General features: G+C 46.5%; 20 protein-coding genes and 1 tRNA gene. 1 reads left to right on the forward strand and 20 read right to left on the reverse strand.

Annotation, left to right across the window (positions count from 1 at the left end; translation table 11 throughout):
* The first annotated feature begins 12 nt into the window (after window positions 1–12).
* The gene (locus tag GN277_RS16705) at window positions 13–873 is read left to right on the forward strand and encodes a phosphoribosylaminoimidazolesuccinocarboxamide synthase (protein ID WP_159752001.1); all 861 of its coding nucleotides are present in this window, start codon (window positions 13–15) and stop codon (window positions 871–873) included.
* A gap of 75 nt (window positions 874–948) precedes the next feature.
* On the opposite strand, the gene GN277_RS16710 is transcribed toward GN277_RS16705, so the two are convergent.
* From GN277_RS16710 to GN277_RS16805, 20 genes are all read right to left on the reverse strand, one after another.
* A complete protein-coding gene (locus GN277_RS16710) occupies window positions 949–2,220 on the reverse strand; it encodes a S1C family serine protease (protein WP_159752002.1) in 1,272 nt (423 codons plus the stop codon).
* Between the two features lie 102 nt (window positions 2,221–2,322).
* The gene (locus tag GN277_RS16715) at window positions 2,323–3,471 is read right to left on the reverse strand and encodes an alanyl-tRNA editing protein (protein WP_159752003.1); all 1,149 of its coding nucleotides are present in this window, start codon (window positions 3,469–3,471) and stop codon (window positions 2,323–2,325) included.
* Between the two features lie 3 nt (window positions 3,472–3,474).
* Entirely contained in the window at window positions 3,475–5,241 is a 1,767-nt protein-coding gene (argS, locus tag GN277_RS16720; RefSeq protein WP_159752004.1) for an arginine--tRNA ligase, read from the reverse strand.
* A 128-nt stretch (window positions 5,242–5,369) separates the two neighbouring features.
* On the reverse strand, window positions 5,370–5,996 hold the full coding sequence (locus GN277_RS16725) for a hypothetical protein (RefSeq protein WP_159752005.1): 627 nt from the start codon (window positions 5,994–5,996) through the stop codon (window positions 5,370–5,372).
* Window positions 5,997–6,031: 35 nt separating this feature from the next.
* A tRNA-Arg gene (locus GN277_RS16730) sits at window positions 6,032–6,103 on the reverse strand.
* Between the two features lie 113 nt (window positions 6,104–6,216).
* Complete coding sequence (locus GN277_RS16735; RefSeq protein ID WP_244324750.1) at window positions 6,217–7,128, reverse strand: DUF5688 family protein; 912 nt, start codon at window positions 7,126–7,128, stop codon at window positions 6,217–6,219.
* A gap of 246 nt (window positions 7,129–7,374) precedes the next feature.
* The gene (gene efp, locus GN277_RS16740; RefSeq protein WP_159752006.1) at window positions 7,375–7,932 is read right to left on the reverse strand and encodes an elongation factor P; all 558 of its coding nucleotides are present in this window, start codon (window positions 7,930–7,932) and stop codon (window positions 7,375–7,377) included.
* A gap of 128 nt (window positions 7,933–8,060) precedes the next feature.
* Window positions 8,061–8,558, reverse strand: a complete 498-nt coding sequence (locus GN277_RS16745; protein ID WP_159756872.1) for a YqeG family HAD IIIA-type phosphatase — start codon at window positions 8,556–8,558, stop codon at window positions 8,061–8,063.
* Entirely contained in the window at window positions 8,551–9,342 is a 792-nt protein-coding gene (locus tag GN277_RS16750) for a shikimate kinase (protein WP_159752007.1), read from the reverse strand. The genes GN277_RS16745 and GN277_RS16750 overlap by 8 nt, the downstream gene beginning before the upstream one ends.
* A 292-nt stretch (window positions 9,343–9,634) precedes the next feature.
* Window positions 9,635–10,339 (reverse strand): peptidoglycan recognition protein family protein, encoded by a 705-nt coding sequence (locus GN277_RS16755; protein WP_159752008.1) that lies wholly within the window; start codon window positions 10,337–10,339, stop codon window positions 9,635–9,637.
* Window positions 10,340–10,542: 203 nt separating this feature from the next.
* A complete protein-coding gene (locus tag GN277_RS16760; protein WP_159752009.1) occupies window positions 10,543–11,574 on the reverse strand; it encodes an aldose epimerase family protein in 1,032 nt (343 codons plus the stop codon).
* A gap of 86 nt (window positions 11,575–11,660) precedes the next feature.
* Window positions 11,661–13,115, reverse strand: coding sequence for an IMP dehydrogenase (gene guaB, locus GN277_RS16765; protein ID WP_159752010.1), 1,455 nt, complete (start codon window positions 13,113–13,115; stop codon window positions 11,661–11,663).
* 188 nt (window positions 13,116–13,303) lie between these two features.
* Window positions 13,304–13,792, reverse strand: coding sequence for a DUF6106 family protein (locus tag GN277_RS16770; protein ID WP_159752011.1), 489 nt, complete (start codon window positions 13,790–13,792; stop codon window positions 13,304–13,306).
* Between the two features lie 230 nt (window positions 13,793–14,022).
* Entirely contained in the window at window positions 14,023–15,648 is a 1,626-nt protein-coding gene (gene groL, locus GN277_RS16775; RefSeq protein WP_159752012.1) for a chaperonin GroEL, read from the reverse strand.
* A 51-nt stretch (window positions 15,649–15,699) separates the two neighbouring features.
* Window positions 15,700–15,984: a co-chaperone GroES gene (locus tag GN277_RS16780; RefSeq protein WP_159752013.1), complete on the reverse strand. Its 285-nt coding sequence runs from the start codon at window positions 15,982–15,984 to the stop codon at window positions 15,700–15,702.
* A gap of 117 nt (window positions 15,985–16,101) precedes the next feature.
* Window positions 16,102–16,407, reverse strand: coding sequence for a hypothetical protein (locus GN277_RS16785; RefSeq protein WP_159752014.1), 306 nt, complete (start codon window positions 16,405–16,407; stop codon window positions 16,102–16,104).
* A 40-nt stretch (window positions 16,408–16,447) separates the two neighbouring features.
* Window positions 16,448–17,230 (reverse strand): GTP-sensing pleiotropic transcriptional regulator CodY, encoded by a 783-nt coding sequence (gene codY, locus GN277_RS16790; protein WP_159752015.1) that lies wholly within the window; start codon window positions 17,228–17,230, stop codon window positions 16,448–16,450.
* An 87-nt stretch (window positions 17,231–17,317) separates the two neighbouring features.
* Window positions 17,318–19,408 carry a type I DNA topoisomerase gene (topA, locus tag GN277_RS16795; RefSeq protein WP_159752016.1) on the reverse strand — a complete coding sequence of 697 codons (2,091 nt, stop codon included), beginning with the start codon at window positions 19,406–19,408 and terminating at the stop codon, window positions 17,318–17,320.
* Between the two features lie 56 nt (window positions 19,409–19,464).
* Window positions 19,465–20,544: a DNA-processing protein DprA gene (gene dprA, locus GN277_RS16800; protein ID WP_159752017.1), complete on the reverse strand. Its 1,080-nt coding sequence runs from the start codon at window positions 20,542–20,544 to the stop codon at window positions 19,465–19,467.
* Window positions 20,545–20,550: 6 nt separating this feature from the next.
* Window positions 20,551–22,089 (reverse strand): YifB family Mg chelatase-like AAA ATPase, encoded by a 1,539-nt coding sequence (locus GN277_RS16805; protein WP_159752018.1) that lies wholly within the window; start codon window positions 22,087–22,089, stop codon window positions 20,551–20,553.
* Window positions 22,090–22,181: the final 92 nt, after the last annotated feature.

Genomic DNA, 22,181 nt, shown 5'->3' on the forward strand with positions numbered 1-22,181 from the left:
GAGGAAGACTACATGAAACCAATCAAAGAAGGAAAAGTACGCGAAATTTACGACAATGGCAGCAGCTTAATCATGGTTGCCACAGACCGTATCAGTTGTTTTGATGTGATTCTGAAAAATGATGTGACAAAGAAGGGAACCGTCCTGACCCAGATGTCAAGGTTCTGGTTTGACATGACAAAAGACATCCTCCCAAATCATATGCTCTCCACGGATGTAAAGGACATGCCTGAATTCTTCCAGACCCCTCGATTTAACGGGAACAGCATGATGTGCAAAAAACTCAATATGCTTCCCATCGAGTGCATTGTCCGCGGCTACATCACAGGCAGCGGCTGGGCAAGCTACCAGAAGGACGGCACAGTATGCGGGATTCGGCTGCCAGAGGGACTTAAGGAATCTGACAAGCTTCCAGAGCCAATCTATACGCCTTCCACCAAAGCCGAGATTGGCGACCACGACGAGAACATTTCCTATGAACAGAGCATTGCCCATCTGGAGAAATATTTCCCAGGAAAGGGCGAAGAATATGCGGCAAAGCTTCGTGACTGTACCCTTGCCCTCTACAAGAAATGTGCGGATTACGCCCTCACCCGCGGGATTATTATCGCTGACACTAAGTTTGAGTTCGGACTGGATGAAAAGGGCGAGCTTGTCATTGGCGACGAGATGCTGACGCCAGACAGCTCACGGTTCTGGCCTGCCGACGGATACGAGGCGGGACACGGACAGCCTTCTTTTGACAAGCAGTTTGCCCGCGACTGGTTAAAGGCCAATCCAGACAATGACTGGACTCTGCCGGAGGATATTGTTCAGAAGACCATTGACAAGTATCTCCAGGGATATGAGATGCTGACCGGTGAAAAATTATAATCCATATTCCAGATATAAAAAATGGCTGCCCCATCGTAAATTTCAATGAGGCAGCTATTTTTTATATTCTTATATTTAATTTGAGCCTTTTCCCAGCGTCACTTCCACATCTTTGCTTTGGTATTCACCGTCGCTTCCTGGAACGGCAATGGTTACCGTCACCGTTTCCCCCGCCTTGTAATACTGAAGCTGCTCTAAAAGTGTATTGGTATTGTTAATGGCAGTTCCATTCAAAGCTGTGACAACAGAACCCTTTGTAATCCCAGCGCGCTCGGCTCCGCCTCCTCTGATTACATCCGTGATATACACGCCAATGGGCATACGGTACATCTGAGAAGTCTCCTGCGTAACATCTACAGGCTCTGAAATTCCCAGATAGCCTCTCTCCTCATCTGCAACCTTGGTTCTGGTCTCACGGTTCATAAGCCCTTCAATCGTATCTCTGGCCTCTGAAACCGGAATGGCATATCCAATTCCTTCTACCGCTTCATAGGCAGCCTTGGCCGTATTAATCCCAATGACCTCGCCCTTGTTATTCAGCAATGCGCCTCCGCTGTTTCCTGGATTGATGGCCGCATCAGTCTGAATCAGGTTGCTGTCAAATCCTTCAATACGTCTTTCTGTAGCGGAAATAATCCCTCTGGTGACAGACTGACCGTACCCCAGCGCGTTTCCAATAGCAATGGCTTCCTCACCCACCTGTATTTGATCGGAATCACCTAATGTGGCAACGGCAATCTTCTCTCTGGTGCTGTCCTTTATCTTACTTAAGTCTACCGCCACAACCGCCAGGTCTCGACTGGCATCCGTCCCCTTGATATTCGCCTCAACGCTTTCTTCGTCAATGAAGGAAACGGTCAGGGTGTCGCTGCCCTCTACCACATGGTTATTGGTCACAATCAGAAGCTCAGAATCGTTCTGTCCGATAATGATACCTGAACCTGCGCTCTGACTCTGTCTCTCCTGGATTCCTCCAAAGAAGCTCTGTACCTGCTGAACGCTCATGTTCGTAATGGAAACTACGGATGGCATTGCATTTTGTGCAATATCAGCAACATCTGACTTGGAGGCGCCGCTAGAGGAGGTGGTAAGCTTCGCGCTGCCAATGCTCTCCGACTTCTGGCTATCATTGGTACTCTCCTTCACAGTCTTGTTATTCAGGAATTTTCCTGCCACAATATTGCTTGTCTGGAATGCCGCGCTTGCCGTCACTCCGAACACCAGACCGAAGCACACGGTCTTTACCCACTTTGGCGCCCCTTTTTTCTTGTGAGGCGGTCTGTACTCTGAATTATTCTGCTGATTATTATCCTGTCCCGGTGTGTAATAAGTATATTGGTGATCCATATTGATATCTCCTTTCATTCTGGTTCATTTTTGCTTTTCTGATTAGTAGTTTACCGTCAAATTGTGTTTAAAATGTGACGGAACCGTGATAAAATCTTTAAATCAAAAAAACAAATTTTCCCGAATGTCTCTCTCATTTCCACACAAAGACCCCTGCACCATCTCCGGCTTACCGCCGCCTCTGCCGCCAAAAGCCTCGTTTATCCGCCTGCACAGAGGGCGCACATCCCTTTCCCTGCTGCCGATTACATACCGAAAGCCTTGTTCTTCATTTCCTGCAAAAACGGCGCAGACCCTTGCTCCCTTGTTCAGCAGAAGATTCATCAGCTCTCTGGGCGCGCTTCCCTCCAATCCGGAATCGAACACAGCAACCACATCCTCTGTAACCGGAATCTCCATAGCCCGATAGGTCAGCATTTTCTGGGTGAGGGAAGATATCCTTCCCTTAAGGCTTCCTGTTTCTTCTTTCAGACGGGCCACCGCGTCTGCCACCTCATACTCCTTCGCACTTAAAAGGGAGGAGATGGCCTTTCCGTTCTCTTCTTTCATATTATAATCTGCCAATGCGCGAAATCCGCAGACCATGGTAATCCGCTCTCCGCCCTTGTAGTTAATCATATGGACCAGCTTAATAAGCCCGATTTCTCCGGTAGAGCCAAGATGGGGGGCGCAGCAGGCGCACACGTCATATTCCGGCACAGTAATAATCCGCACCTGTCCCTCAATCTCTATCTTACTCCGATACTCTAACACCGCCAGTTCTTCTTTGGTCGGGTAAGTGATTCCCACCTTAAGATTGGCGAACACCGCACGGTTTGCCTCCAGCTCAATCTCCTTTAACTCCTCTTTGGTAATCGGCCCGTTAAAATCCATAGTGCAGTAATCCTCACCCAGATGGAAGCCTACATTGTCATACCCAAATCTGCTGTGGACAAGTCCGGATATGATGTGCTCGCCTGTATGCTGCTGCATCCTGTCAAAACGTACCTCCCAGTTAAGCCGTCCTGTCACCACACTCCCTGCCTCAAGAGGGGAAGTCACCGTATGGTAAATCAAACCGTCTTTTTCCCTGGTATCCACCACCTCGGCGTCACCAAGCCATCCCACGTCTCCGTACTGGCCTCCTCCCTCCGGAAAAAATGCCGTCCCATCCAATACTGCTTTGTACATATCGCCATCCGGCTCACAGGAAAGCACCTTCGCCTGAAATTCTCTTCTGTAACCGTCCTGATAGAATAATTTCTCCGTCATCTCTTACATCCTCTCCGGCGCCTCAAAACCAAGTACGTCTATACAAGCCTCCAACACCCGCTTTGTAAGCACAAGCAGCGCAATATATCCCTTCTGTTTGGTCTCGTCTTCCTCTGTAAGAATCTTCGTCTCATGGTAGAAGCGGTTGAATGCGTTTGCAAGGTCATAGATATATGCGCAAATCTTATGGAGAGCCAGCTCGTCAAAGGCGGTCTCAATCACATCATTATATTTCACAACCTCCAGCATCAGGTCTTTCTCATTCCCATCATGGGCAGGCTCAATCTTAAGCTTGCCAATCTCCTTACCCTGGGCCTGATATTTATTCAGAATAGACTTAATCCGCACAATGGTGTACAGAATATAGGGACCTGTATTGCCCTCAAAAGAGGTAAAACGCTCTACGTCAAACACATAGTCCTTAGCCGCCTGGTTAGACAAATCCCCATATTTAATGGCAGACATGCCCACAAGCTTCGCCGTTTCCTCCGCCTCATCTGCATCCACAGTACGGTTCTCGGCAATCTTCTTGTGCATTTCCTCAACAATCTCCCCAATGAGCTTCTCCAGACGCATGACTCCGCCCTCCCTGGTCTTAAAGGGCTTTCCGTCCTTTCCGTTCATGGTGCCAAAGCCCAGGAATTCAAGCTTCGTCGTCTCAGGCACAATCCCTGTCTTTCTGGCTGCACGGAACACCTGGAGGAAATGAAGGTCCTGCCTTTTATCCGCCAGATAGATAATTTGCTCTGGATGATAGTCCTCCATTCTCTGGATTAACGTGGCAAGGTCTGTCGTCCCATAGAGAGAGGCGCCGTCTGATTTCTGAATCATACAGGGTGGAATCTCCTTGGTATCAGACTCCTGCTGCACATCAATTACCAGCGCACCGTCGTCGATATGGGCATAGCCCTCCTGCTTCAAGCGTTCAATCATGTCCGGTATATAGGCCTGGGCATCCGACTCCCCTTTCCACAAGTCAAATTCCACGTTCAGACTCTCATAATTCTTCTTAAGATCTGTCACAGACACATCCATAATATGTCGCCAAATAGCCCTGTATCCTCTGTGTCCATTCTGGAGAAGACGGGTGGCCTCAAGGGCATCCTGCCGGTATTTCTCATCCTCCTTGGCCCTGCTGCTGGCTTTCGGATAGATTTCCTCCAGTCCTCCTATGGTAAATGGCGCCTCCTTAGGGTACTCTCCTTTATAGTCCTCCTGAAAATAAGGAAGGTTGGGCTCTCTCTCCTTAAGCTCTGTGATAATCAGCCCCATCTGATATCCCCAGTCTCCCAGATGGATATCCCCCAGTACACGGTGTCCCATCTTTCTTGCAAGCCTCTTAATCCCTTCACCGATAATTGCTGATCGCAGATGTCCCACATGGAGCGGCTTCGCCACATTCGCCCCGCCATAATCTACTACAACGGTCTTAGGCGCTTTCGCCCTCTCAAGCCCCAAATCCTTATCCTCACTCATCTGGTTTAAGTAATCCGCCACATATTCATTCTTAAGCTTCATATTAATAAAGCCCGGCTTCACAGCCGCTACTTCTGCCAAACACTGACTGTCACTAAGCCTGTCCACAACATCATTTGCAATCATAATAGGAGCCTTCCGGTAAGCCTTAGCCCCTGCCATGGCGCCGTTACACTGATATTCACACAAATCCGGACGGTTGGACAGCGTTACCTTTGCGTATTCCTTGTCATATCCCGCTGCCTCAAATGCCGCTGCCAGCTCGTTGGCAATCAAATCCATGATTTTCCTCATCTTTTCTCCTCCTCTGGATATAATATTATAACAAAAAAAGCCAGATCTCTGCAATCCACAGGGATCTGACCCTAAAAACCTTCTCTGATACGGCAGAGTAATCCTTCACATCAGACAGCTTAAAGATACTATGCATCTACATCCTTGTAAGCATTCTCTAAATCTGCCAATGCCTCCTTTAGTAACGCATCCGACCGTACCGCTCTCTGGTATTCGTCCTGCGTTGCTGCCATAAGCGCTTGTACATCATCATGTGCCGCAATCTCCTGGATATACGACTTCACCTTCTCATCTTCCACCGAAGCGCTGACTTCATATCCGCCTTCTTCGTCCTCCACGATATACACGGTACTCAATCCAGGAACCTTGGTAAAGACGTCCCGAATCTTCATATTATATCTGGCAAAGGCCACATATGTACCACGGTACTTTCCTTCCTTTGTATAAACGCAAATGTCGTCATAGGACTCCACAAAGCCGGCTTCTTCTTCCTGCTGTCGATAATAATCCTTCACAGCGCCGCTTATCTTAGGATATTCCTCCATCTTAAGTGGATTCAGCTTCGCAAATCCACTTCTTAAGTTCTCCGTATATAACTGGTCGGAAATCTTCTTTTGTGCTTTCTGGACTTTCGCTTTGGTAAGGCTTGAGCCGGCCGCACCTACAACCGCCACTGATATTACCAGGAATATCAATATGATAACCCTTCTGTATCTCCTACGGCTGTTGGGGCAGTCCTTTTCTTGTCCTTCCATAAGGCTACCTCCATCTGCACTTATAAATAAAGATACACACCCGGGCGGATTCGAACCGCCGCTCCCGCCTCCGGAGGGCGGTGCTCTATCCCCTGAGCTACGGGTGCATATAAATTGCAAAAATAATATTACCACATTTATCCCAAAAAGTAAAGGAAATGAGGACAACATTTCTCACATTTCCTCTACTTTTTTCTTCGGGCGCCCTTTAAGCCTGCTCTCAGGCAGTTAAACGCCTTTCCTGTCGGTCATAGTAATAGACATGATTGGAAAGATACTCCTCTGGGTCTACCTGGGTCTCATTGACCTTCACCACAAGAAAATCCAAGGCCTCCCGACCAGGAGATACGCTCTCCGGCACGACAATCACCTCATGGATACTGCTTGGAAGCACATAAAAGTTTTCTGCTAGATAAGCGCCAATCCCGTCAAGCTGATTCTCGTACAAGATTACGGCAGCCCCATAGCTGCGAATGCAGTTACTCAGTACATACATAAGGTCTTTTCCTTTGTTATCCGCTTCGCCCCTCCCGTCTTCTTTAACAGGCAGCTCTTTAAGGAGAGCGCTCATGGCTCTGAACTCATAGGGCAGCAATTTCCCAGTATTCCTTTGGGCCTCACAGGAGACCTCCTTCTTTGATACATTCCACATCTTTAGATGCTCATCCCGTATCATAAGCGACGCCATCCCGTAGGAATTCACCTCCAACAGCACATAGTATACCACAGCCAAATCCAGATATTCGTCATAAGGCGCCTCTAAGAGCATATCTTCATTGGCCTTACGGTTTACCAGATGATAGACAATCCTCTCCTTAACCTTCTTAAAATCCCTGAGAAATTCCCCCTCAAAGCTGCTTTTAAAACGTACCTCCCTGTACATCTTCAGAATATCTCCCGCAATATTTTCCACAGAGCCTCCTGCGAGAAACTGCTGATAATACTCCTCCAGATAGATGGTGGGAAAGATATTGCCCCCCTTTTCCGCAATGGTCAGCCCATGTCTCTTGGTTCCATTGTTCTTAACTGTGGAATGTATGTATACCGAAATATTCCCGTCTACCTTCTCCTTAACCTTTCCTTCTACCGCATGAATAAACTGAAAATATGTCATTCCTCTCCTTTCTTTCATTCCTTGGGCCCTCCTTCCAGGAGCTTATTTCTGTTTGGACGTCTCTTTTAACATCCATCTATCTTCGCGCCTGCGCGCCGCAAGGTATACTGGCAACACTTTGATTTTTCATGGAAACTGGCAGGAAATCTGCCTCTGAACAAATCAGAAAATGATTGAAATATTATGGTAACATTATTATAGAAAAGCCCTGCTTAAATTGCAAGGCTTTTCGTATGACATATTTCGACAAAATTTTTAACCATTCTAAGCTCTGGAAAGATACTGGCCTGTACGGGTATCAATCTTGATCTTCTCTCCCTGCTCTACAAACAGAGGAACCATAACCTGTGCGCCCGTCTCAACAATGGCCGGCTTCGTCGCGCCCGTAGCTGTGTTCCCCTTCACGCCCGGCTCAGACTCTGTAATCAAAAGCTCTACCGTAAACGGCGGCTCAATAGCGAACACCTTTCCCTGATAGGACTTCATGGAAACCACTTCATTCTCTTTCACAAACTTCAAGGCGTCTCCCACATCATCCGCACCTACCGGAGTCTGCTCAAAGGTCTCCATATCCATGAAGTAGTACAAGCCTCCGTCATTGTACAGATATTGTACTTCCTTTCTCTCGATAAATGCTTTCTTCAAAACATCCTTGGACGGATTGAACGTACGCTCAACCACGCCGCCATTGATTACATCTTTTAATTTCGTGCGGACAAATGCAGAACCCTTACCTGGCTTTACATGTAAAAATTCCAGACATTCATACACTTTTCCGTCAATCTCATAAGTCGTACCCTTCTCAATATAAGCATCTGCCATTCTATAATTCCTCCTTAGCTGCGCCAAATAAGCGCTTTATACTTTCATTCTTATATCTTTTCTCATTCTATAATAGATTGCAGCTTTTTTCAACCTTTTTTCTTCACAAACTTGCACACATATAAACATTATCTAAGGCTTTTCTTATAGAAATGCAGCACAATCCTCTCAAGATAACGCTTTAGTACAATCTGAATCTCCTCCTTGGGATGAATGGGCTTCACCAGAATATTGGCGATTTTTGCCCGCTTCGCCCCCCACACGTCTGTGAAAAGCTGGTCGCCAATAAACAGGGAATTACTTCTGTCGGTCCCCATAATCTCCATGGCTTTTATATAATTCTTCGTGGAGGGCTTATGAGCGTCATAGACATAGTCCACCTTAATGTCCTGGTTAAACATCTTAACCCGCGGCTCCTGATTGTTGGAAATCAGACAGCACCGAAAACCTAATTCTTTAAGGCGGGCAAATAATGCCACAGCCCGCTTGTCAGCCGGCGCGCCGTGAGGCACCAGCGTATTGTCGATATCGAATATTAACCCCCTGTACCCTTTTTTGTATAATTGTTCAAAATCAATAACATATGTGGAAGCCACATATTGATCGGGAAAAAACATCTCAAACATTCTTTTCATCCATCTCCATCAGACGCTGCACCAGTTCTTCACACACCTTAAGCACCGTCTTATTATCCGTATTAATTATAATATCCGCAGCCGCCTCATATTTTTCACGCCGCTGCTCCATCAGCTCTGAGATTCCTTTTATACTCTTCCTGCCCCTAAGCACCGGTCTGTCGTCGCTGTCCTTCACTCTGTCGTAAACCGTCTTAGGACTTGCTGTCAGCAGAACCACTCTGCCGTTCTTCTTCATCTCCACCACATTGCGCTCTCTTAGGGCGGCGCCTCCTCCGCAGGAGATGATGGTGTTCTTATGGGACTGCATTTCCATCAGAAGCCCTGTCTCCAAGTCTCGGAAATACTCCTCCCCGTAAGTGGAAAAAATATCCGGTATACTCATCTGCTCACGCTCTGCAATCACCTGATCCATCTCCACAATCTTCATGGCAAACATGGTGCTTAAGTAATCGGAAATGGTAGACTTGCCGGCCCCCATAAAACCAATCAGCACAATGTTATAGTCAAACAGCTTTCTTGCCTGAATCCGTTTGCTGTTCTTCAAAATACTTAAAAAAACGTCTAAAATCTCATCCTTATACTTGTTGTCTTTAAGCTTTGCCAGAAGACGCGTCTTCTGCTTCTCCTCCTGCTGCGGCTGTAAAATCGGCATCCCGTATTCTTCCTTATATGACATTATCTTCTCTATCACAGAGTTGCGCTCTGCCAAGGCGTCAATAATTTTATCGTCACACAGCCCCAACTGCTCTCTGTACTTCTCCAAATCGTTCATCGCGTTTTCTCTCCTAATCTCTGCTGATTTTCTTTTTCTGCGGCAGGAATTATTGTCACATATACTCGTGTATTATATCAACAAACCAAAGCTTTCGCAAGAAAATTATCGATATTTACTCTTTGGAATGTAACAGTTCAGCCTTCCGGCTTCACTGTTACGGAATCCGCCCATTTTAAAGTTTGCCTGCGGCAAAGAGGCGGATTCCCAGCTACTCCAATTCATTGGCTGCTAACCGCGCAGCAAGTGCGCGGTTGCAGGCAGAACTGTTACTTTGAAATAGTTCATTTCCTCAGAAATCCGCCAGGGTCGTCCCCACATCCTTCTTAAACTTCTTCCATGCCTCCTCATTCTCCACAAAATACTTAGGACAGAGCTTTCCGGTCACATCATAATGGCGGATAAGGCTTTCCTCATTCAGCTCAAATTTCATACACAGCCATGCGCATAACTGTACCATGGACCGATATGTATCGTCGTTGAATTTCCCCGTCTCGTCGGGATGACAGCACTCAATAGATACGGTATCTATATTGCGCTCATTGGAGGCGTACGCCACCTCCCAGGTGGGGACGCACTGTATAATCTCCCCCTCCAGCCCGATTATGAAGTTACTGCTTGCCTGGGTGGTATGGGTATCCTTTAATCCTTCAAAATAATTCCGGTTATCGATTGCAGACGCCCCTGGATTCGCCGTATAATGAACCACAATCCCCGTAATCTTGCTGGTAGGCTCGCCCGGTCTTGAATAGGGATTCACCGTCAACAGCTCCACATCAATCTCCGGCTCGATTGCTTCAAATTTTTCCGCCTCTGGCTCATCTTTTTTTCCGGCCAGCCAGTCAGGCTTAAAAAGTTTGATTAGTAAAAGGATAATCAGCAATACAACCAGGATAACCAGACCCATTCGCAGGTAGTACTGAATCCTTCTTCTCTTTTGTACACGCTTCTGTACATTGGTAATTTTTCTGCGGCTTGTTTTCTTCGTTTTCTTCATGTCTTTCTCCGATTTGTATTCTACTCTTATCATAACATATACTATTTATCTTTTCGTAAAAAATTCCTTAGAAATTTATGAAGAGGTGAAAAAGTCTGCCGCCCCAAGCAAAAAAGAGCCATCGGGAAATGACCTTTCATAACGCATCCCGACAGCCCATTTGCTGTTTCATTCCTACATTTCAGACGGAAAGACCGACACAGTTATCTTTGGGAAAATTGATAGGTTGTGACAGTGTCGTAGACTTCCCCTGCCCTTACCACAGGCCCCTCAAACGCCTCCTTATGCACAGCGTCCGGAAAATACTGTGTCTCAAAACATGCCGCCTGTCGTTTCCTGTAGACTGCACCCTTCTTGCCCCTCTCGCTCTCAATAAAGTTTCCGGTATAAAACTGCATACCCGGAAGGTCTGTGTACACCTTCATCTCAATTCCGCTCTGTTCCGAATACATGGCTGCAGCCTGACGGCTTCCCCTCCCGTCAAGCGCCCAGTTATGGTCATAGCCCTGCCCGAATATTAGTGCCTCATAGTCTGACTCAATGTCTCTGCCGATTGGCTTCCCTTTCCGAAAATCCATGGGCGTTCCCTCAACGCAGACAAGCTCGCCGGTGGGTATGGACTCTTTATCTGCCCTGGTGTACGCGTCCCCACAGATTATGACCTCCTGATCAAGAACCTTTCCAGAAGCGTGTCCGGAAAGGTTAAAATAGCTGTGATTCGTAAGATTCAGCAAGGTATCCCTGTCAGGAACCGCATGATAATGAAGCTTCACCTCATTTTCTTCGGTCAGCGTGTAGGTCACATGGATATCCATCTCTCCTGGAAATCCCTGATCACCGTCAGGACTGTGAAGAACTAAGCTAACGTGGCTTTCGTCTGCCGCCTCCACCTTCCACATCCGTTTGTCATAATACTCTGTTCCGCCATGGAGAGTATTTTGGTTATCGTTCTGCGTAAGCTTATAGGTCTTTCCATTCAGCTCAAAAGACCCGCCCCCGATACGGTTGGCTACCCTTCCCACCGTAGCGCCAAAATACAGCGTTCCCGCCTCATAGCCCTTCACATCATCATAACCAAGAACCACATCAACCAGATTGCCATCCCTGTCAGGAACCAGAACCTTCACAAGCACAGCGCCATAATCCGAGACTGCAATCTCCATACCCTTCTTATTCTTTAATGTATATAATGCAGCATGCTCTCCCTTTGTCGTCGTTCCAAAATCCCTTTTCATTTAATAACCTCTCTCCTGTAACCAATTCTCCAAGCAAATATATTGCCTGTCCATCATAGAGATGCTTTGGATATACTTTCGTAACCTTACTCGTCTACACTGTAGTTCGGAGCCTCTTTGGTAATATGTATATCGTGAGGATGGCTCTCCTTTAAGGATGCCGCAGAAATCTTCACGAATTTTCCGTTCTCCTTCAATTCCTGAATTGTATGTGCGCCGCAGTAGCCCATACCGGACCTAAGACCGCCCATCAACTGGAATACCGTATCCTCCACTGTTCCCTTATATGCAACACGTCCTTCCACGCCTTCCGGCACCAGCTTCTTTGCGTCAGACTGGAAGTATCGGTCTTTGCTTCCGTTCTCCATGGCCGCAATAGAGCCCATGCCGCGGTATACCTTGTACTTTCTGCCCTGGAACAGCTCAAAGGTTCCCGGACTTTCATCACATCCGGCAAAAATGCTTCCCATCATGCACACATTGGCTCCTGCCGCAATGGCCTTCGTCATGTCTCCAGAATACTTAATTCCACCGTCGGCAATAATCGGGATGCCGTATTTATCCGCTGTCTCATAGCAATCCATAACTGCTGTAATCTGTGGTACACCGATTCCTGCCACAATACGCGTCGTACAGATAGAGCCTGGACCAATTCCTACCTTTACTGCATCCACGCCCGCCTTAATCAATGCTTCAGCCGCCTCGCCCGTGGCCACATTTCCGGCAATTACCTGGAGCTCTGGGAATTTGGATTTTACCATGTCCACTGTGCGGATTACATTTGCAGAATGTCCGTGGGCAGAATCCATGACCACCACATCCACCTTTGCATTCACCAACTCCCTGGCACGCTCTAAGCAGTTTGCGGTAATCCCGATTGCAGCTCCGCACAGAAGACGTCCCTGTGAATCCTTGGCAGACAATGGGTATTTAATCTGTTTTTCAATATCTTTAATGGTAATTAGGCCTTTTAGATTGAAATCCTTATCTACGATTGGAAGCTTCTCCTTCCTTGCCTTGGCAAGTATGGTCTTGGCTTCCTCCAATGTAATCCCTTCATGGGCTGTGATGAGACCTTCGGAGGTCATAGACTCCTTGATCTTCTTAGAGAAATCTTCTTCAAACTTTAAATCACGGTTTGTAATAATGCCAACCAGCTTCCCATTCTCCGTAACCGGAACACCGGAAATCCGAAATTTTCCCATCAGATTATTGGCATCCTCCAGAGTATTCTCTGGTGACAGATAGAACGGGTCCGTGATTACACCATTCTCGGAACGTTTTACCTTGTCCACTTCTTCCGCCTGCGCCTCCATGGACATATTCTTATGAATAATACCGATTCCCCCTTGACGAGCCATGGCAATGGCCATCCGGTGTTCTGTAACTGTATCCATCCCCGCACTCATCATCGGTATATTCAGTTTAATGCTTTTTGTCAAATTGGTTGACAGGTCTACCTGATTCGGAACTACTTCTGAATATGCCGGCACTAACAAAACGTCATCAAATGTAATTCCTTCTCCGATAATCTTTCCCATGATTTTCATTCCTCTCTTTCTCTTAAAATTTGTAGCATTGGAAACATATATCTTAATATATTTAAATGCTATCATAACTAATTATGATAGCATTTGTCAACTGATTTCTTATACTTTTTCAGACTTTTGAACAGCTCAGCCTTTCGGCTGCATTGTTACAGATTTTTTCAGACTTCTTCCAATGATTTCTATCGTATTACTTTCCTTGGCGCCAGCATGTAGAAGCCCTCCACAATCGTCTCGTTGGGCTCAAAGATTACCTTACGGGTCTCACCCTGTCCGGACAACACCAGGGCGTACATCTTCGCCTGTCCGGTGTGGGAAGAAAAATCCAGCGTTCTCGCATTCCGGTACTGACTAAGCTCTGCTGCATCAACTGGCGCCAGCAGCTCCATATCGGATACATTGGCGTTAAACACTTTCTTTCTCTTTGACTTATTCATAATCTTGTCAATATCTAAATCACCGTTCAAAAATAAATATTCATACTCCACATTGAGCCGACGGAACATAAACACATCAAATACAATCATAATGATTGGAAGGAGCAGCCCAATAGGGTACATCATTATAATTACAAATGAAACAATAGTGGCTGAAACTAATATTGCCTTAATCAAAATATCCTTCATATCTGTCTGCTTTTTTACCAGTTGTTCTGTATAAAAATCATTCATCCTCTAGTCCTCCCTAGTCTTTATTGGGAAAGCGTAAAAATATCTTACCCTGTAATGTGATTTATATTATTGTATCATACCTCACACAACTGTGCAACCGTCCATCAAAAGTATACCCAAAGTATACCCAAAGGCACACCGTAAAGCATAACCTTCGGGTATAGAAAAAGAGAACTCCTCATACGAGAAGTCCTCAAAATCTTATACACTGGCTGCGGCAAACACAACTCTTACATCATGCCCATTCCGCCGCCTGCGCCTGCCGGCATAGCCGGAGTTTCTTCTTTAATATTAGCAACAACAGATTCCGTTGTCAGAAGTGTAGATGCAACGCTTGTTGCATTCTGCAGAGCGCTTCTTGTAACCTTAGCCGGATCAAGAATTCCGCTTTCTACCATATCCACATAGTTCTCTGTCAGTACATCGAACCCTGCGCCTGCTTTGGACTCTTTTACCTTATTGATAATCACAGAGCCTTCCAGTCCGGCATTGGCTGCAATGTGGAATAATGGGGATTCCAGCGCCTTCAATACAACATTAGCGCCTGTCTTCTCGTCTCCGCTTAACTTCTCTGCCATAGCAGCAACCTCTTTTGCTGCGTGGATATATGCAGAACCGCCTCCTGCAATGATTCCTTCTTCTACTGCTGCTCTTGTTGCTGCAAGAGCATCCTCCATACGGAGTTTTGCTTCCTTCATCTCTGTCTCAGTCGCAGCGCCCACACGGATTACTGCAACGCCGCCCGCCAGCTTCGCAAGTCTCTCCTGAAGCTTCTCTTTATCGAAATCAGAAGTGGTCTCCTCAATCTGCATCTTAATCTGTGCAACACGGTCAGCAATCTCCTTCTTGTCGCCCAGACCGTCAACGATAACGGTGTTCTCCTTCTGAATCTTAACAGACTTCGCACGTCCCAACTGGTCCATGGTGGTTTCTTTCAGATCCATTCCAAGCTCGTCAGATACAACCTGACCACCTGTCAGGATTGCAATATCCTTAAGCATCTCTTTTCTTCTGTCGCCATATCCCGGAGCCTTAACTGCCGCTACGTTAAAGGTTCCACGCAGCTTGTTGACAATCAATGTGGTAAGAGCCTCGCCCTCTACGTCCTCGGCAATGATCAGTAATCTTGCGCCGGACTGTACAATCTGCTCTAACAGTGGAAGGATATCCTGAATATTGGAAATCTTCTTGTCTGTAATCAGAATATACGGGTCCTCCAGAACTGCTTCCATCTTATCCATATCTGTAGCCATGTAAGCAGATACATATCCACGGTCAAACTGCATACCTTCTACCAGGTCCAGCTCAGTCTTCATGGTCTTAGATTCTTCAATCGTAATAACGCCGTCGTTGGAAACCTTCTCCATTGCGTCGGCAACCATCTCGCCTACTTCATCGTCGCCTGCTGAAATTGCGGCTACTCTTGCAATCTGGTCTTTGTCTTTTAACTTGCTTGACATCTTCGCGATTGCCTCTACCGCTGTATCAGTAGCCTTCTTCATACCCTTGCGCAGAATAATCGGGTTCGCGCCTGCTGCCAGGTTCTTCATTCCCTCATGCACCATAGCCTGTGCAAGTACAGTGGCAGTTGTTGTTCCGTCGCCTGCAACGTCATTGGTCTTAGATGCAACTTCTTTGATAAGCTGAGCTCCCATGTTCTCAAATGCATCCTCAAGCTCAATCTCTTTTGCAATCGTCACACCGTCATTGGTGATTAATGGTGCGCCGAAGGACTTATCCAGAACAACGTTGCGTCCCTTTGGTCCAAGCGTTACCCTTACTGTATCTGCCAGTTGATTTACTCCTGATTCAAGTGCGCTTCTGGCTTCTGCGCCGTATTTGATTTCCTTTGCCATAATTGTTACTCCTCCTATAATATAATTACTGAATTCCTGTTAAGATAATGGTTACTCACAGATTGCAAGAATATCATCCTGCTTTACAATGATATATTCTTCGTCATCAACCTCAACGTTTGTTCCTGAATACTTGGAATAAATTACCTGCTGTCCAACTGATACATTCATCTTCACTTCTTTCCCATCTACGGTTCCGCCAGGTCCGACTGCAATAACCTCTGCCTGCTGCGGCTTCTCCTTAGACTGTCCGGGAATCACGATTCCTGACTTAGTAGTTTCTTCTGCAATCAACTGCTTCAATACAACTCTGTCTCCTAATGGTACTAACTTCATAATTTATGCCTCCTTTAATTATATCTGCTTTTTTGTTAGCACTCACAAAAAGAGAGTGCTAAAAAACTCTAGTAATAAAATAGCACTCTCTTATGACTTTGTCAACACACTTTATATTTAGTTTACAAGATTTTTATAAAATCCATTTTTAATACGGAATTTTAACACCCTTCCCGCCTTGTTCCAGTATCTTTCCACAATGGAGCCGATACATGCCGTGTCCCCTTTCGACATCTTAATCCTACATTCATAATTTCCGTCCAGCGAAAATTCTGTAACCTCCGTATCCTCTGCTACCAAGTATATGCATTCTTCCTCCGGTTTATACGTGATAATGCTGCAGTGATGAACCTTCTCGTCAAACCTGCCCTCTTTGAGCACCATCCGGTTCATCCTGATATCCGCCCGGCATCCCTCATACATACTTTTGCTCTCCTCTTTACATACAAAAAGCATAAATCAGCTATTTCATACGTTCTGCCTTAATATGTTCCAATTCTGTAAATACATAATCATTCACTACCTTGATGTAAGTTCCCTTCATTCCTGATGAGCGCGACTCAATCACTCCCGCGCTCTCGAATTTACGAAGGGCATTGACAATCACGGACCTGGTAATCCCCACCCTGTCTGCAATCTTGCTTGCCACCAGGATTCCTTCCGTGCCATCCAATTCCTCAAAAATATGGATGATTGCCTCCAACTCCGAATATGACAGTGTACTGATGGCTGACTGCACAATATGCTCCTTCCTGCTCTCCTCCGCACTTTCTTCATTCACAGAGCGAAGCATCTCCAAACCAACCACTGTAGTTCCATATTCACTTAAAATAATATCATCAATCTCATACATCTGCTCTTTCTTATAGATGAACAGCGTTCCAAGACGTTCTCCCGCAATATCAATCGGAGTGATGATTGCCTGATATCCTTGTACCGCACCTCCTGAAAATCCAAGGGTCTGCAGATTCACATTTTCCTTAGTTGACAGGATACTCAACAGCCTCTCATTAAGCATCGGATCAATATGACTGCCTACCTCCTGCTCAATCAGCTCTTTGATATACGGTACATTGCCGCACTTGCTTCCTCCAAGTACCTTTCCCTTCCTGCTCACTACCAGCACATTAGAATCCAAGATTTCAGTAAGTACTTCACAAATATCATTAAATACTACCTTACTTGAATTATTATTGTGCAGTAATTTATTGATCTTTCTGGTCTTATCTAATAATTGTACACTCATTGACATACCTCCATCCTTTGCAAGTAATGTTATCATACAATTCTATTTTTTTCAATGAATATCCAAATTATTTTTCGCAATTCTTACTTATTTCTTGTTATTTTCTTTATTTTCGATATTTTCTACATATCCGCACTGTTCATCGCTGCATAGAAGTTTGTTCCCCTTCTCAACCATATAACTATTGCACCGAGGACATTTCTTAAGTGAAGGCTTCTGCCAGGACATGAAATCACATTCCGGATTATCCTCACACCCGTAATATTTTCTTCCCTTCTTCGTCTTGCGCAGCACCACCTCTTTGCCGCACACAGGACATGGAACCCCGATCTTCTCAAGATAAGGCTTGGTGTTTCTGCACTCTGGAAATCCCGGACAGGCAAGAAAACGTCCGTGAGGCCCGTATTTGATGACCATATTACGTCCACACTGGTCACAGACCACATCCGTCACCTCATCTTCAATCTTCACCTGCTCCTGTTCTTCCTCTGCTTTTTCTACAGCCTCCTCAAGATCAGGATAAAAATTCTCAATAATTGTCCGCCAGTTTACCTTCCCTTCTGCGACACCATCAAGAAGGCTCTCCATATTGGCAGTAAAATTCACATCCACAATGCTGGGAAAGGACTGCTTCATTATGTTGTTGACCACTTCCCCAATTTCGGTCAGATACAGGTTTTTATTTTCCTTAGCCACATAACGTCTGGCTATGATGGTAGAGATGGTAGGCGCATAGGTACTGGGACGCCCGATTCCCCATTCCTCAAGGGTCTTTACCAGCGCCGCCTCTGTATAATGCGCCGGTGGCTGTGTAAAATGCTGTTTTGACTCAAAATCAATCTTCGTAAGCTTGGAATCTTTATCCAGACTCTTAAGCAGTACGTTATTCTCCTCTTTTTCCTCTCCGGATTCCGTATAGACAGACCGGAAGCCCTCAAAGACAATCTTCGACGCCGCTACCGTAAACCGGTACTGCCCCGCTCCAATCCGGACAGAGGTTGTCTCATACCTTGCAGGCTGCATCCGGCTTGCCACAAACCGTTTCCAGATTAATTGATACAGACGGAACTGATCTCTGCTTAAGGATTCCTTCATTGCCACCGGTGTGCGGCTCACATCCGTAGGACGGATTGCCTCATGGGCATCCTGAATGTTCTTATGCCCGCTGCCGTTCTTTGCCTCTCCTGCTGCCACATACTCCTGCCCGTAATTCGCGCCGATATACTCTCTCACAGTGGCGTCTGCTTCCTCGGATATCCTGGTGGAATCTGTACGAAGATAGGTAATGAGACCTACCGTACCATTCCCCTTAATGTCAACGCCTTCATAAAGCTGCTGTGCAATCCGCATGGTCTTAGAAGTAGCAAAATTCAATGCTTTTGACGCCTCCTGCTGCAAGGTACTGGTGGTAAATGGAACCGGCGCCTTCTTCGTCCTCTCACTCTTTTTAATGTCTTCTACGGTATAATCTGCTCCCTCGATCTCTTTTTGGATATTATCCAACTCCTCTTTGGAGCGTATGGTCATCTTCTTTTTGTCTGTACCATAGAATTTAGCCGTAAGAGGTTTTCTCTCCCCCTCCACTTTCAGGTTCGCATCCAGAGTCCAGTATTCCTCCGGAATAAATGCATTAATCTCCTCCTCCCTGTCGGCTATAATCCGAAGGGCCACAGACTGAACCCGTCCGGCGCTTAAGCCTCTTTTTACCTTCGCCCACAATAAGGGACTAATCTTGTAACCCACGACCCTATCAAGGATTCTCCTTGCCTGCTGGGCGTCCACCAGATCCATATCTATTTCCCTTGCATTTTTCAAAGACGCTTTTACCGCATTCTTTGTAATCTCATTAAAACTGATCCGATATGTCTTTTTATCCTCTAACTTTAACGCCTTGCTCAAATGCCACGATATCGCCTCACCTTCACGGTCAGGGTCAGTCGCGAGATAGACTCTATCTGCCTTCTTGACTTCCCTGCGAAGTCCGGCAAGAATATCTCCTTTCCCCCGAATTGTAATATACTTCGGCTCATAATCATGCTCCACATCAACTCCAAGCTGGCTCTTAGGGAGATCTCTCACATGCCCGTTGGAGGCAGTCACCACATAACTACTCCCTAAAAATTTCTTTATTGTCTTCACCTTAGCGGGTGACTCCACGATTACAAGATAACGTGCCATAGCCTTGCTTCCTCCATTAAAAACTAGCATTTGCCCGCATTGAGAAACGAAACTCCTCAGCGGACTCTAATATAATAATTCTTCGACACTTCCCGTATACAGCCTTTAAGCTCAAGTGAAATCAATTCCTGCATCAGAACAGGCGCACTAAGTCCTGTTTCTTCTATTAGCTGGCTGATCCCCTTTGGGAAGAAACCGAGACAACTATACACCACATTTTCGTCATTTTCAAGCATTTTTTCAATTTTGTCTGATTTTTGTTCTAACTCCTTTCCCCCAATTCCCAGTTCTGTCAGTAAATCCTTTGGCGATATCAGGATACCTGCACCCTGGCGAATCAGAGAATGGCAGCCCAGACTCAGCCGGCTTGTGGCAGGGCCCGGAAGTGCATAGACATCCTTCCCCTGCTCTAAAGCCTGATCCGCTGTAATTAAGGACCCGCTTTTCTCCCTGGCCTCCATCACCAGCACAACATCCGACAGACCGCTGATGATTCTGTTCCTCATGGGAAAATACATAGGAAGGGGCGGCTTCGCCGGAAGCTGCTCAGAAATCACGCCGCCTCTTTTCTGGATATCCATGTACAGTCCAATATTCTCCCGCGGGTAGCAGATATCCACACCGCAGCCCAGTACGCCAAAGGTTACTCCGCCTCCGTTTAACGCCCCTCTATGGCCTGCTCCGTCAACCCCTCTTGCCATTCCGCTGATTACCTGGACTCCATGCTCTGCCAGATATTTTCCATAATCCAGAGCCATCTCCTCGCCATAGGGCGTACATTTCCTGGCACCCACGATTGCCACGCTTAGACTACCTTCCTTTGGAAGCTTCCCCTTTACATACAATGCATAGGGCCCATCCCCAATCTGCGAGAGCTTCTTTGGATATTCTTCTGAGAAATAAGGGACAAACCGGATGTTTTTCTCTATCAGCCTCTCCCATTCTCTTTGGAGTTTTATCTCTTTCTTTGCCGCCAGAATCCCTTCTACTTCCTTATCCTTAAGGAATGGAAGACGTCTTAACTGCATTTCTTCTATATAATATACAGCTCTCCCCTCTTTATATTCTTCTCTCAGCAATCTTTTTTTAGAATCTGACAAACAGGAAATCGCCGCAAGCCAATATTCATACTTCAACGCCTGTCACCTCCCCCAATACTTCTTGTCCAACATCCGGTATCCAATAGCTTCTTTCAGATGGTTTTCCCCAATCTTCTCACTTGCGTCCAAATCGGCAATGGTCCTTGCCACCTTAAGAATCTTGTGATAAGTCCTTGCCGTAAGCCCAAGGGATACGAAAGCCTTACGCATCAACAGCTCCTCCTTTTTTCCGAGCCGGCAGACTTCTCTTAATTCACTGACACCCAGCATGGAATTACATAAAATCCCTCTATCCTTGTACCGCTTCTGCTGTATTGCCCTTGCAGCGCATACTCTGTCACGGATAACGGCTGAACTCTCCTGTTTCTTTTTACCGGCAAGAGCATCATACTGGATTCTAGGAGCCTCCGCACAGATGTCGATTCGGTCTAAAAAGGGCTGGCTGATTTTCCCAAGATATTGCTGAATCTGCGCCTGCGTGCAGGTACATCGGTTGTAGTCCGGATAATTTCCGCAGGGGCATGGGTTCATGGCACAGATTAGGATGAAATTCGCTGGAAACACAAAATTCCCCTGGCTTCTTGTAATCCGAATCTGCTTCTCCTCCAACGGCTGCCTTAACACCTCCAGCACAGGCTTGGGGAATTCTGCCAGCTCATCTAAAAACAGCACCCCGCCATGGGCGAGACTTATCTCTCCCGGCACCGGTAACATACCGCCTCCAATCAAAGCAGACCTGGTTACCGTGTGGTGGACACTGCGAAAGGGTCTCCCTGTTATCAGCGGATACTCCTTGTCAACCATGCCAAGGACGCTGTAAATCTTGGTAATCTCAATACTCTCCTCAGAAGAAGGCGGCGGCAGTATGGTGGTCACCCGCTTTGCCATCATAGACTTGCCGCTTCCTGGCGGTCCCACCATCAGCAGGTTGTGACCTCCTGCCACAGCCACCTCGACTGCACGCTTTACTGCCTCCTGCCCCTTAATATCACTGTAATCAACCTTATCCTCCTTGTTTTCCTTACTTACCTCCTGTCTCATGCCTCCTGTGACAGCCAATACCTTCTGCTCTCCCCTTAGGTAACGACAGGCTTCTAAGAGATGCTCCGCCCCAAAAAGCTCTATCCCCTGAACCAACTCTCCCTCCTGAATATTCTGCTTCGGAAGAATACATCTTTTGACCCCTTCCTCCCTGGCCCGCATCACGATGGGAAGCACCCCCGCCACCTCTTTGACGCTCCCATCAAGGCTTAATTCCCCAATTACCAGCGTATCCTTAAGCTGTTCTCCCGAAAAAATCCCCATTGAGGCTAAAACCGCCAGCGCAATCGGCAAGTCAAAGGAGGCCCCCTTCTTCCTTACTGTGGCCGGCGCCAGGTTCACTACCATTTTCTTTACAGGCATCTGAATCCCCGAATTACGAATTGCCGTCCTGACCCGCTCAGAAGCCTCCTTCACCTCCGACGAAAGATAGCCTACCATGTGGAACATAGGCAGACCGCTGCTTACATCTGCCTCCACATGGACCAGCTCGACGTAAAGTCCCCTGATTGCGGCAGACAAGACTGTACTAAATGACATTCAAAACTCCTTTCTCTTTCCTAAATGGACACAGAATCCTTCGTGCCCTGCAGGCTTTGGACTTTGTCCAATAAGATATCCCTAAAGGGCAC

The sequence above is a fragment of the Sporofaciens musculi genome, from assembly GCF_009830285.1.
Lineage (GTDB): Bacteria > Bacillota > Clostridia > Lachnospirales > Lachnospiraceae > Sporofaciens > Sporofaciens musculi.

Coding starts and splice junctions, on each gene's coding strand:
- GN277_RS16705 (WP_159752001.1), top strand. CDS start 13: ATGAAACCAATCAAAGAAGGAAAAGTACGCGAAATTTACGACAATGGC.
- GN277_RS16710 (WP_159752002.1), bottom strand. CDS start 2,220: ATGGATCACCAATATACTTATTACACACCGGGACAGGATAATAATCAG.
- GN277_RS16715 (WP_159752003.1), bottom strand. CDS start 3,471: ATGACGGAGAAATTATTCTATCAGGACGGTTACAGAAGAGAATTTCAG.
- argS (WP_159752004.1), bottom strand. CDS start 5,241: ATGAGGAAAATCATGGATTTGATTGCCAACGAGCTGGCAGCGGCATTT.
- GN277_RS16725 (WP_159752005.1), bottom strand. CDS start 5,996: ATGGAAGGACAAGAAAAGGACTGCCCCAACAGCCGTAGGAGATACAGA.
- GN277_RS16735 (WP_244324750.1), bottom strand. CDS start 7,128: ATGAAAGAAAGGAGAGGAATGACATATTTTCAGTTTATTCATGCGGTA.
- efp (WP_159752006.1), bottom strand. CDS start 7,932: ATGGCAGATGCTTATATTGAGAAGGGTACGACTTATGAGATTGACGGA.
- GN277_RS16745 (WP_159756872.1), bottom strand. CDS start 8,558: ATGTTTGAGATGTTTTTTCCCGATCAATATGTGGCTTCCACATATGTT.
- GN277_RS16750 (WP_159752007.1), bottom strand. CDS start 9,342: ATGAACGATTTGGAGAAGTACAGAGAGCAGTTGGGGCTGTGTGACGAT.
- GN277_RS16755 (WP_159752008.1), bottom strand. CDS start 10,339: ATGAAGAAAACGAAGAAAACAAGCCGCAGAAAAATTACCAATGTACAG.
- GN277_RS16760 (WP_159752009.1), bottom strand. CDS start 11,574: ATGAAAAGGGATTTTGGAACGACGACAAAGGGAGAGCATGCTGCATTA.
- guaB (WP_159752010.1), bottom strand. CDS start 13,115: ATGGGAAAGATTATCGGAGAAGGAATTACATTTGATGACGTTTTGTTA.
- GN277_RS16770 (WP_159752011.1), bottom strand. CDS start 13,792: ATGAATGATTTTTATACAGAACAACTGGTAAAAAAGCAGACAGATATG.
- groL (WP_159752012.1), bottom strand. CDS start 15,648: ATGGCAAAGGAAATCAAATACGGCGCAGAAGCCAGAAGCGCACTTGAA.
- GN277_RS16780 (WP_159752013.1), bottom strand. CDS start 15,984: ATGAAGTTAGTACCATTAGGAGACAGAGTTGTATTGAAGCAGTTGATT.
- GN277_RS16785 (WP_159752014.1), bottom strand. CDS start 16,407: ATGTATGAGGGATGCCGGGCGGATATCAGGATGAACCGGATGGTGCTC.
- codY (WP_159752015.1), bottom strand. CDS start 17,230: ATGAGTGTACAATTATTAGATAAGACCAGAAAGATCAATAAATTACTG.
- topA (WP_159752016.1), bottom strand. CDS start 19,408: ATGGCACGTTATCTTGTAATCGTGGAGTCACCCGCTAAGGTGAAGACA.
- GN277_RS16805 (WP_159752018.1), bottom strand. CDS start 22,089: ATGTCATTTAGTACAGTCTTGTCTGCCGCAATCAGGGGACTTTACGTC.